This window comes from Wenzhouxiangella sp. XN24, assembly GCF_011064545.1.
Classification (GTDB): Bacteria; Pseudomonadota; Gammaproteobacteria; order Steroidobacterales; family XN24; genus XN24.
Map to the genome: position 1 here is coordinate 1 of NZ_JAAMFG010000035.1, position 10,911 is coordinate 10,911.

11 protein-coding genes and 1 tRNA gene are annotated in these 10,911 nt (G+C 68.8%); 9 read left to right on the forward strand and 3 right to left on the reverse strand.

The annotated features are described in order from the left end of the window. Nucleotides 1-106: 106 nt before the first annotated feature. A tRNA-Ser gene (locus G6032_RS10985) sits at nucleotides 107-196 on the reverse strand. An 83-nt stretch (nucleotides 197-279) separates the two neighbouring features. On the opposite strand from G6032_RS10985, the gene nikR reads away from it, so the two are divergent. The 9 genes from nikR to G6032_RS11030 all read left to right on the forward strand — a co-directional run bounded on the left by nikR (nucleotide 280) and on the right by G6032_RS11030 (nucleotide 9,394). After that, nucleotides 280-750, forward strand: coding sequence for a nickel-responsive transcriptional regulator NikR (nikR, locus tag G6032_RS10990; RefSeq protein WP_165282206.1), 471 nt, complete (start codon nucleotides 280-282; stop codon nucleotides 748-750). A gap of 102 nt (nucleotides 751-852) precedes the next feature. Next, nucleotides 853-2,838, forward strand: a complete 1,986-nt coding sequence (locus tag G6032_RS10995) for a TonB-dependent receptor (RefSeq protein WP_165282207.1) — start codon at nucleotides 853-855, stop codon at nucleotides 2,836-2,838. Between the two features lie 35 nt (nucleotides 2,839-2,873). Next, on the forward strand, nucleotides 2,874-3,644 hold the full coding sequence (locus tag G6032_RS11000) for a DUF4198 domain-containing protein (RefSeq protein ID WP_165282208.1): 771 nt from the start codon (nucleotides 2,874-2,876) through the stop codon (nucleotides 3,642-3,644). Further along, on the forward strand, nucleotides 3,645-4,118 hold the full coding sequence (locus G6032_RS11005) for a hypothetical protein (protein WP_165282209.1): 474 nt from the start codon (nucleotides 3,645-3,647) through the stop codon (nucleotides 4,116-4,118). Nucleotides 4,119-4,123: 5 nt separating this feature from the next. Continuing rightward, nucleotides 4,124-4,774 (forward strand): energy-coupling factor ABC transporter permease, encoded by a 651-nt coding sequence (locus tag G6032_RS11010; protein WP_165282210.1) that lies wholly within the window; start codon nucleotides 4,124-4,126, stop codon nucleotides 4,772-4,774. Next, a complete protein-coding gene (locus G6032_RS11015) occupies nucleotides 4,753-5,334 on the forward strand; it encodes a hypothetical protein (protein WP_165282211.1) in 582 nt (193 codons plus the stop codon). The genes G6032_RS11010 and G6032_RS11015 overlap by 22 nt, the downstream gene beginning before the upstream one ends. Further along, the gene (locus G6032_RS11020) at nucleotides 5,327-6,142 is read left to right on the forward strand and encodes an ABC transporter ATP-binding protein (RefSeq protein WP_165282212.1); all 816 of its coding nucleotides are present in this window, start codon (nucleotides 5,327-5,329) and stop codon (nucleotides 6,140-6,142) included. Before G6032_RS11015 ends, G6032_RS11020 begins: the two co-directional genes overlap by 8 nt. Continuing rightward, entirely contained in the window at nucleotides 6,132-8,222 is a 2,091-nt protein-coding gene (gene pta, locus G6032_RS11025) for a phosphate acetyltransferase (RefSeq protein ID WP_165282213.1), read from the forward strand. The genes G6032_RS11020 and pta overlap by 11 nt, the downstream gene beginning before the upstream one ends. Then, nucleotides 8,219-9,394: an acetate kinase gene (locus G6032_RS11030; protein WP_165282214.1), complete on the forward strand. Its 1,176-nt coding sequence runs from the start codon at nucleotides 8,219-8,221 to the stop codon at nucleotides 9,392-9,394. Before pta ends, G6032_RS11030 begins: the two co-directional genes overlap by 4 nt. A gap of 3 nt (nucleotides 9,395-9,397) precedes the next feature. Here G6032_RS11030 and G6032_RS11035 read toward each other — a convergent pair whose 3' ends face one another. Beyond that, a complete protein-coding gene (locus G6032_RS11035) occupies nucleotides 9,398-9,787 on the reverse strand; it encodes an acyl-CoA thioesterase (protein WP_206211947.1) in 390 nt (129 codons plus the stop codon). An 18-nt stretch (nucleotides 9,788-9,805) separates the two neighbouring features. After that, nucleotides 9,806-10,771, reverse strand: a complete 966-nt coding sequence (locus tag G6032_RS11040) for a GGDEF domain-containing protein (RefSeq protein ID WP_165282215.1) — start codon at nucleotides 10,769-10,771, stop codon at nucleotides 9,806-9,808. Nucleotides 10,772-10,911: the final 140 nt, after the last annotated feature.

Sequence of the window (10,911 nt, forward strand, 5' to 3'; positions counted from 1 at the left end):
TGGCGGAGGGGGTGGGATGGGTCGGTCCTGCGGACCGACGCCTGCGGCTCGAACCCCGGCTTCATGAACCGTGGGTTCGAATCCCGGTCAGGGATGTCGTTAGGCTTGGCGGAGGGGGTGGGATTCGAACCCACGGTACGGTAAACCGTACACTTGATTTCGAGTCAAGCCCATTCGACCACTCTGGCACCCCTCCGGAGGCCCGGCATTCTCCGCGCCGCGGCGGAGAGTGTCAATCTCGAGACCACGAACGACCATGATGGTGGAGTTGACCCAACGATGAGCGAACGATTCACGGTGTCCCTCGAGGCCGAGCTGGCGCAGCAGTTCGACGGCTACATGCAGCGCAAAGGCGCGAAGAACCGCTCCGAGGCGGTGCGGGACCTGATTCGCGAGGCCCTCGCGCGTGAGCAGCTCGACAAGGATCCCGATGTGCACTGCCTCGGGATCCTCACTTATCTCTACAACCACCACGAGCGCGAACTCAGCAAGCGCCTCACCGAAACGCACCACGCCCATCACGACCTGACCGTGACGACCCTGCACATGCATCTCGATCACGACCACTGTCTCGAGGCGGTGCTGCTGAAGGGTCCGGCCTCGCAGATCGAGGCCTTCGGCGATTCGGTCATGGCGCGACCCGGGATTCGCCATGGACGCCTGCACCGGATTCCGTCCCCGGCGGGCGAGGAAGACTCGCACAGTCATTCACATGGACACTACCGTGCGCACCATCACGATCACGACTGAGCCATCACGAAACGGCTCGCGCTGACTGCGGCAATCCCCTATTGAGGGACGGCCAGGCCATGGTAAGAATAATTCCGGAAAAATATTACCGGGAAGCTTGCCTTGGCGCCCCTCCGACTCTCCAACCGACTGGTCCACGCGTTCGCCATGGCCCTGGGCGTCGTTACGGGTATCACGACGCTGCAAGCCGAGACCGAGCAGCCCGCCTGGCTGGATGCGGTGGTGGTGACCGGGACGCGTTCGGCGCACTCGCTGGTCGGTGTTCCCGTCGACACGGTGCTGATCACCCGCGAAGACATCGAGCGTTCGCCCGCCCAGAATCTTCCCCAGTTGTTGCGCAGCATCCCCGGCGTCTCGATCACCAATCTCGATGACACGCTGGCCGCGGACAACCTGCGGCTGACGGTCCGCGGCCTGCAGGTCAACGAGGGTTACGGACTGGTGCTCATCGACGGCCGGCGCATTCACGGCGGGCTCGGCGCGCACGGCGATTATGGCGTGAGCCTCAACCAGGTCCCGATCGCGATGGTGGAACGTATCGAGATCGTCAAGGGCGCGAGTTCGGCGTTGTACGGTGCGGATGCCATGGCGGGCGTGATCAACGTGATCACGCGTCCCGTGCCTGCAACGGCCGGCGGGACGGTCTCGCTCACGCGCGGCCGCTACGACGTGCTGGCGCGCGACGGAGTGCCGGCGAATGACCCTGGCCGGGACGATCTGCGGGCGCATGCCGGTTTCGGCGCGCCGGTCGGCGAGTCGTCGGGTGTCCTGTTGCTGTTGAGCCGGGAGCAGGACGAATCCGCGGACCGTGATCCCGCAACGACCTGGCGGGAAGCATTGCTGGCGCGCTGGAGCACGGCGTTCGGGGAGCACTGGGCGGTCGAACTGCAGGCCGATGCCGCGCGTGCCCGCCGCGAACCGGCCACCGCGCCGGAACGCTTCGATCGCGAGTATGACGATCGCCGCGGCACGATCTCGCTGCGCCATGACACCGCGACCCATACCGCGAGAGCCTCGGCGTACCGCTTCACCCAGGACTTCGTCCAGGGCTACCCCGGTTTCACGCATGGCTTTCGCAGCGGCAAGATCGGCTATGACCAGGCCGAAGCCCGGTTCACCTGGCTCGGCGAGGACCACTGGCTGACCATCGGCGGGGAGTTCCAGCGCCAGGACCTCGACTATGAGTTCAGCAATTACCGCGACGGCCTGTTGGAGGCCACGCTGCCCGTGCGGCGCAGCGTGGACACATCGAGCGTCTATGTGCAGGACGAGATCTGGCTGTACGACCGGCGCCTGATGCTCGTCCCGGGCCTGCGTTTCGAACATCACTCCACCTTCGGCAGCGAGCTCAATCCGAAACTCGCCGCCAGCCTGCGCAGCGCCGACGAGCGGACTACCTGGCGCGCCTCGATCGGACGCGCTTTCAAGTCGCCGACCATCCGCCAGCTCTATTACGAAGGCCTGTACCGGCACGGTGAGAGCTACATCGAGTCGAATCCCCGGCTCGATCCGGAGCGGGCGATCAACTTCAACCTCAGCGTTGAGCGGCGCTGGACGGCGCACGGGCTCTGGGCCTCCTTCGGCGTGTTCCAGACGGATCTCGAGGACAAGGTGGTGCGCACGGACACGGGTCGCGAGACCGTGGACGGCGTGCCGATCGAGTCTTACGTGAATGTCGAGGAGGCGCGGATCCGCGGCGCCGAGTTGTCCCTGCGTGCCGGCGGCGCGCGCGGCTTCTCGATGACGGCGGGACTCGCATGGACCGGGGCGGACAATCGGGACACGGGCGACACGTTGGCTTACGTGCCCGAGTACACGGTGTCGCTGGCGCCGACGTGGGTGGCGCCGGGTGGACGTGGTGGCGTGCGCGTGGCGCTGATCGCGGTCGGCGAGCAGTTCCGCGATGTCAGCAACAGGCGGCGCGTAGACGCCCACCGCGTCGTGGATCTCCGTGCCTGGCTGGCGCTCACGACCCAGGCGACCCTCAACGTCGACATCGGCAATGCCTTCGAATCCGACAAGGGCGACGACGCCTTCGCCTGGCGACAGGGCCGGCGGATCGGCCTCACGCTGGATGTCCGATTCTGACCGGCGCCCTGCGGCGCAACCGACAGGAGAGTTTCATGAACTGTGCAAGATTCAGGATTTGCGGACGTAAAGGGCTGACCGCTGCCCTGGGGCTGGCCGTCCTGTGGCCGGCGCTGGCCGCGGCGCACTACCCGTGGATGACGCCTGCCGACTACCGGCCGGCGCCCGGTGCGACGGTCGCCTTCAATATTGGCTGGGGTCACGAGTTCCCCGGCACGGCCACGTTGGACCCCGAGCGGGTCGAGGCCGCGTGGCTCGTGGATGGCGCCGGGCCGGCCATCGCCATCGACCTGGCCGCCGGAGCGCCTTTCGTCACGCCTCCCTTGCCCGGCGACGGCCCGTGGTTGCTGGCCGCACGACAGGTGCCGGGCTTCTACAGCCGGACGCCGCGCGGGGGGCAGCGCAGCTCCCGTGCCGACAACCCGGATGCGCTCAGCTGTGGCTATTCGCGCAATGTCGTGGTCGCCTTGCTGGGCCAGGGCACGGCAATCGACACGGCGCTGGGGTTTCCGCTGGAGATCATGCCGCTGGATGGACAAGCCACGGCGGGCGAGCCGCTCGCGGTGCGGGTGACGCTGCATGGCCGTCCGTGGCGGGGCGTGGTCCGCGCCACCTATGCCGGGTTCACAGGCGGCGAGGACGAGTATCCGGCCAGTGCACAGACAGATGAGGCGGGCATCGCACGCCTGGCGCTCGAGCACGGCGGCCGCTGGATGGTCATGGCCAGGGCCAGCGAGCCTTACCCGGATCCGGCGATCTGCGACCAGAACAATTACAATGCGACCCTCACGCTGGAGGTGCGCTGAATGCCACGACGGCTGCGTTTTTTCTTGCCCGGCCTGGCCGCGACGTGTTGCTTGTGGGCGCCCGTGTCGCACGGCCATGCCCTGCTGCACGAGGTCCTCGACGGCGAGGCGGTCATCGTGCGGCTGACGTTTGCCGGCGGCGACGAATCCCCGTGGTTCGAGCCGTACGAGGTGTTCGCGCCCGGTGAAGAAACCGCGTTCCAGTCGGGTCGCGTCAATGCGCTCGGCGAGGTGACGTTCCGGCCGGACCGGGCCGGGGCCTGGAAGCTGCGCGTGATCTCCGCGGACGGCCACGGGGCGACGATCACGCTCGAGGTGGGCGACGCCGGCGACGTCCTTGCGGTGCAGGAGGCGCAGGGCAACGCGCATGGCCACTGGTCGCGCGTGTTCGCCGCGCTCGGCTACGTGCTGGGCCTCTTCGGCCTGCTGATGGTCTGGCGACAGTCGCGGGCGCGGCCGCCCCCCGCGGCCTGATCCGTATGCATATTCCTGACGGCCTGATCTCTCCGCAGACCTACCTGCCCGCGCTGGCGCTTGCGGCGCCCTTGTGGGTCATCGCAGGGCGCCGGATCCGCGACCGGCTGGGGGACGAGATGCTGCCCCGCCTCGCCGTGTTCACGGCGCTCGCGTTCCTGCTCTCGACGGTGATGCTGCCGTTGCCAGGCGGCACATCCGGGCACGCCGTCGGGGTGAGCCTGCTGGCGCTGGTGTTCGGTCCGTGGACGGCGTTCATGGCCTACAGCCTGGTGCTGCTGCTGCAGGCGGTGGTGGTCGGCGCAGGCGGCATCACGGCGTTGCCGGTCAATGCGCTGGCCATCGGTTTCGCGGGGGCGTGGACCGCTGTCGCTCTTTACCGGGGTCTCGGGTTTCTCGGTGAGACGCCGGCTGTCGTCCTCGCCGTGTGGGGCTCGGTCATGACCTCGGCATTGATTCTTGCGCTGGTGCTGGGCATGCAGCCCTGGCTGGCACATGCCCCGGACGGCACGCCACGCTTCTTTCCCTTCGGCCCGGCCGTGACGCTGCCGGCGCTGCTGATCCCTCATGCACTGATCGGCGCCGGCGAGGCGGCGCTCACGCTGTTGATCTTCCGCCACGCGCGGCGGCGGGCATGGCTGGCGGTGCGCGGGTGAGTCCCGGGGCGAATCCGCGCGTCGGCCTGTTCGCCTGGCTGGCCGCCGTCGTGGCCGCGACGCTCGTGCATGAGCCCGCCTGGCTCGCGGCCGGGTGTGCGGCGGTGGTGCTGCTCTCCGGCGCCGGGCGTCTCGACCTCGTGCTGCGCGCCCTGCGCGTGGTCCTGCCGGTCCTGTTGCTGATCTCAACGGGTTATCTCGTGATGAGCTGGCTGACCGGGACCCCGGCCTGGAGTTTCCTCCTGTTGCTCAACCTGCGCGTATTCCTGCTGGCGTTGTTGACCAGCTGGATGCTGCGCGATGTGCGGATCGAGCTCGCGTTGCAGGGCTGGCCGCGCGCGCGGCGCTGGCTGAGCATCGTCCAGGTGCAGGTGGCGACGTTCCGCCGGCTGGCGGGCGAATACCGCGATGCCGTGAAGAGTCGCAGCACCGTGGCGCCGACGCTGCGGCAACGGTATCGGGCCAGCGGCGCGCTCGGGCTGGCCGTGCTCGACAAGGCCGTGTACAACGCCGAGGCCGTGACCCAGGGGATGCGTTCGCGGGGTGCGCTGGATGACTGAGCCGCTGTTCAGTCTCGAGAAGGTCTCGGTCGATTATCCGGGCAGCGGCAAGGCGCTCGAGGGGCTGGACCTGGAGATCGCGCCCGGCGAGCGCGTCGTGCTGCTCGGCACGAACGGCTGCGGCAAGACGACCTTGCTCAAGCTTCTCGACGGGCTCGTCGCGCCCTCCGGCGGCATATTGCGCTTCGCCGGCGAGCCGCTCGACTCGGCGCGGCTGGCGCGCCCGGAGTTCGCGCGCGATTTCCGCAGGCGGGTCGCGCTGATGTTCCAGCACCCGGAGGCCATGCTGTTCAACCCGACGGTCGCGGCGGAGATCGGTTTCGGCCTGCGTCACCTGCCGGAGGCGGACGCCCGCGAGCGCGTCCGTCACTGGGCGGACGTGATGCGGCTCGACATGCGCCTCGACGCGCCGCCGTCGCAGTTGTCCGGCGGCGAGAAGCAGCGCCTGTGCCTCGCCTGCCTGCTGGCGATCGAGCCGGAGGTGCTGCTGCTCGACGAGCCGACGGCGAATCTCGACCCGCGCACCGTCGGCTGGCTGATCGACTGGCTCGCGGAGCGCGATATCACGACCGTCGTCGCGACCCACCACATGGCGCTGGCGCCGGAACTGGGCGCCCGGGCCGTGATCCTGGCGGAGAATCACACGCTGGCGTTCGACGGCCCGGTGAGCGATGCGCTCGCCGACCTGGACCTGCTGCTGGAGAACAACCTGGCGCATCGTCATCGGCACCACCATGATGGGGTGGAACACGAACATGTGCACGGCCACCCCGTGTGGGGCCCGGCCCGGGGCTTTGATGTCGAATAACCTGTATATCGCGGCCACGGAGCCCATGAGCGGCAAGTCGCTGGTGGCGCTGGGCCTGATGGAGCTGTTGTCGCGGCGCCAGGCGCGGCTGGGTTTTTTCCGTCCCGTGATCGCCCGGGCGGATCGACCCGATAACGATATCCGGCTCATCGCCGAGCGCTACGGGCTCGAGGTCGGCGTCACGGCCACCCATGCATTCAGCCACGACGAGGCGCAGCGCGAGCTGGCTGCGGGTCGTCATGACGAGGTGCTCAAGACTATTCTCGACCGCTACAAGACGCTCGAGGCGCAGTGCGACTTCGTGTTGTGCGAAGGCACCGATTACACCGGCGTGTCCTCGGCCTTCGAGTTCGACTTCAACGCCACGGTGGCCAAGAACCTCGGCGCGCCCATCCTGCCGGTGATCAGCGGCCGGGACCGCAGCGCGGACGAGATCCACAACGCCATCGAGGTCGCGCGGGAAGTGTTTCACGCCCGCGGTTGCGACGTGGTCGCGACGATCGTCAACCGCGCCACGGCCGACCCGGAGACACTCGCCGGCAACCTGCGCGAGGAACGCAACGGTGATGAACCGGTGTTCGTGATCCCGGAGGATGCGGCCCTGAGCCGCCCGTCCGTGGCGGACATCGCCCAGGCGCTGGACGCCCGGCTGCTGCACGGCTCCGCCGATTCGCTGCGCCGCGAAGTCGCGCAGGTCAAGGTCGCGGCCATGAGCCTGAACCATTTCCTGGAGCGACTCGAGCCGGGCAGCCTGGTGCTGACCTCGGGAGACCGGGCGGACATCGTGCTCGGTTGCTTCGTCGTCAATCGCTCGGCCAAGGCCAGCGGCCTGGCCGGCATCATTCTCACCGGTGACCTGGCGCCGCAGCTCGAGATCCGCCGCCTCGTCGGGGGGCTTTCCGACGAATCCCTGCCGGTGCTGGCGGTGGCCGCCGAGGCCTACGAAGCCGCCACGCGGGTACACGACGTGCGCGCCTGGCTCAGTGCCGACCACCCGGCGAAGATCGCGCGCGCACTCGGCCTGTTCGAGGCCCGGGTCGATGTCGAGGCACTCGAGGCGCGCATCGACCTGCCGCGCCCGGCGCGCGTCACGCCCCTGATGTTCGAATACGAGCTGATGCGTCGCGCGGCCCGGGCCCGCAAGCGCATCGTGCTGCCGGAGGGCGAGGACGAGCGGATCCTGCGCGCCGCCGATATTCTCGTGAAGCGCGGGACGGTGGAGCTGGTGCTGCTCGGTGACGAGACGCTCGTGCGGCGCCGGATCTCTGCGCTGGCGCTGGATCTCGGCGACGTCGAGATCATCGATCCGGCGCATGCCCCGCAGCTCGAGGATTTCGCCGCCGAGCTGCATCGCCTGCGCGCGCATCGCGGCGTCACGCCGGAGCGCGCGCTGGACATGATGCGCGACCGCAACTACTTCGGCACGATGATGGTGCACACCGGCGCGGTGGACGGCATGGTGTCCGGCGCGGTGACGACCACCGCGCATACCATCCGCCCGGCCTTCGAGTTCATCCGCACGCAACCCGGCGTGTCCACCGCCTCCAGCGTGCTGTTCATGTGCCTCAAGGACCGCGTGCTCGTCTATGCGGATTGCGCCGTGGTGCCGGAACCGACGACCGAGGAACTGGCGGACATCGCCATCAGCTCCGCGGGTACCGCGCGCATGTTCGGCATCGAGCCGCGCATCGCGATGTTGTCCTACTCGACCGGTGAATCGGGCGCGGGCGCCGAAGTCGAGCGCGTGCGCGCCGCGACGGCGCTGGTCCGCGAGCGCCGTCCCGACCTGCCCGTCGAAGGCCCCATCCAGTACGATGCAGCCGTCGATGCGGCCGTGGCGCGCACCAAGATCCCCGGCAGCGAAGTCGCCGGTCGCGCGACGGTGCTGGTCTTCCCGGATCTCAATTCGGGGAACAACGCCTACAAGGCGGTGCAGCGCTCCGCCGGCGCGGTGGTCGTCGGTCCGGTGCTGCAGGGCCTGAAAAAACCCGTCAACGACCTGTCGCGCGGCGCCAGTGTCGGCGACATCGTGAAGACGGTCGCGATCACGGCCGTGCAGGCGGAGGAGATGACGCGGTGAGGGTGCTGGTGCTGAATTCGGGCAGTTCGACGATCAAGTTCGGTCTCTTCGAACTGCCTGGCGAGACCCGCCTCGCACACGGCGTCATCGAGCGCATCGGCCAGGAGGACGCGTGCCTGCGTTACCACGATGCCGGGGGCGAGCGCACGGAGGCGCTGCCGGCGCCGGATCATGCCGCAGGCTTCGCCACCCTCCTGGAGCGGCTCGCGGCCTGCGGCCCGCCCGACGCCATCGGGCATCGCGTGGCGCATGGCGGTACCCGTTTCGGCGCGCCCGCGCGCATCACGCGCGGCGTGCTCGAGGCGATCCGCGAGATGGGCGACCTGGCGCCCCTGCACAACCCGGCGAACCTCGCGGGCATCGAGGCGGCGATGGCCGCGGCCCCGGGCGTGCCCCAGGCGGCGATCTTCGATACCGCCTTTCACCAGACGCTCCCGGAACACGCCTGGCGATACGCCGTGCCGGAGAACTGGCACGCGCGTTACGGCGTGCGTCGCTACGGCTTTCACGGCACCTCGATCCGCTACGTCAGCGGCGTGGCGAGCAGGGTCCTGGAGCGTCCGCCCGACGAGACCTCGCTGGTCGTCCTGCATCTCGGTAACGGCGCCAGCGCCACCGCGGTGCAGGGCGGGCGCAGCGTGGACACCTCGATGGGCCTGTCCACCCTGGAGGGCCTGGTCATGGGCACGCGTTGCGGCGATCTCGATCCCGCCGTGCCGGGCTATGTCGCCGCGCAATCCGGACTGGACAGCGCAGAGATCGACCGCCTGCTCCACGAGGAGAGCGGCTTGCTGGCGCTGTGCGGGGCGAGTGACATGCGCGAGATCGAGGGCCGGGCCGGCGCAGGCGATGAACGGGCGGAACTCGCCCTGGAAGTCTTCGCGCATCGCGCCAGGCGCCATGTCGGCGCCCTGGCGGCGACCCTGGGACGCTGTGATGCGCTCGTCTTCACCGGCGGGATCGGCGAACACCAGGCCGGCATGCGGGCGCGCATCTGCACGGGGCTGGAGGTGTTCGGCCTGGCGCTGGACGGCGCGAAGAACGCCGCGCCCGGACCGCTGCCGGCCGCAGTGCATGCGGCGGAGAGTCGTGTCGCGGCGCTCGTGATCGCGACGGACGAGGAGCTCGAGATCGCTCGCCAGGCCAACGCCTGCCTGGCGGACGAGGCCTGAACGTCAGGCGCCCGCGTTCTCCGGGAAGATCGGCGTGGGACGACCCGTTTCGTCGATCGACACCATGGTGACTTCGGCGCTGGTCACGCGCACGTCCACGTCCCGGTTGCGCGAGCGGGCCTGCACGTCCACGCGCAGGCGGATCGAGCTGCGGCCGATGTGAATGGTCTCGGCCCACAGGCTGACGATGTCGCCGTTGTGCACCGGCTTGTGGAATTCCACCTTGTCCATGGCGATCGTGACGAACTTGCGCGGCGCCTGGCGGCTCGCCTCGACGAAGGCGGCCTGGTCGATCAGCGACATGATCACCCCACCGAAAATCGAGCCGACCGCATTGGTGTCCTTCGGCATCATCATCATGCGGATGGCCGGTTGTTCACTGGGGGGTTTCAAGGCGCGTGCTCCGTCTGATCAGGTGCGCGCCATTCTCGCCGCAATGCGGTCGGCTGAGAAGTCCGGACGGCCGCGACGCAACGTCGTCGTCGTGCTCGACAATGCCCGGTCCTTGCCGGCGCGCTTGGCCAGGTACATCGCCTGGTCAGCCTGCTCGATGAGGTAATCCGGCGCGATTCCGGCCGCACTCGTGGCGATCCCGGCACTGAACGTCAGGGTCAGTCCGTGCAGGGCCGGGCCGTCCCGCACAAGGCCCTGGATCCGCTCGACGACCCTCATCGCGCCGTCCGCGCCGGTGGCCGGGAGCAGCAGGATGAACTCGTCGCCGCCGATGCGGAACGCGAGGTCCGACTGGCGCAGGGCGCGGGAAATCGACTGGGACACCCGGCGCAAGGCCTCATCGCCCGCGGCATGTCCCCCGGTATCGTTGACCTGCTTGAGGCAGTCGAGGTCGATCATCACCAGCGCCATCGGCTGGCCATTGCGCTCGGCCGTCGCCAGTTCCCGCGGCAACATCCGGTCGAGCGCCTGGCGGTTCAGCAGCCCCGTCAGCGCATCCTCGAACGCCTGTTTCTGCAACGAGGCGTGGGCCAGCGCGTTGCGTAGCGGCTGGAGCAGCAGGTCGGACAGACGGGCGAGTTCGTCACGCTCGCGCCGTCCGAAGGCCCGTTGGCGGTAGAACGCCAGGTGACCCAGTGAGTCGCCTTCCAGGTCCAGGCTGGCGGCGAAAGCCGGCTCGCCCTCGGTACCCCACTGGAGCCGATGTTCCGGGTGTTCGAAGGTCAGCCCCTCGACGGCGAAATGTTCATGCAGGCGGCTGGCGAAGGTGTCCACCACCACCTCGGGCTCGAGCGAGCGTTGCAGTTCGCGGAGCAGCTCGAGGGGCCTGGGCCGCGCGCTCGTAGTTGCCGTGGGCCGGGCGGTGCCGCGATCGCGCGCCTTCCGGGGCGGTATCGGGAGCGGGGTGGTATTGCTGGCATTCATGGCACGGGCATCCTGCGAGTGAACTGTGCAGAGCAGGATGCGAATATCATGCCAAAATCGGTCACATGCGTATAAGCTATTGTTATTTTTATTGTTCCTACCGATGCGCCAAGATCGGCCGGCGCCGGGAATCTCCCGTC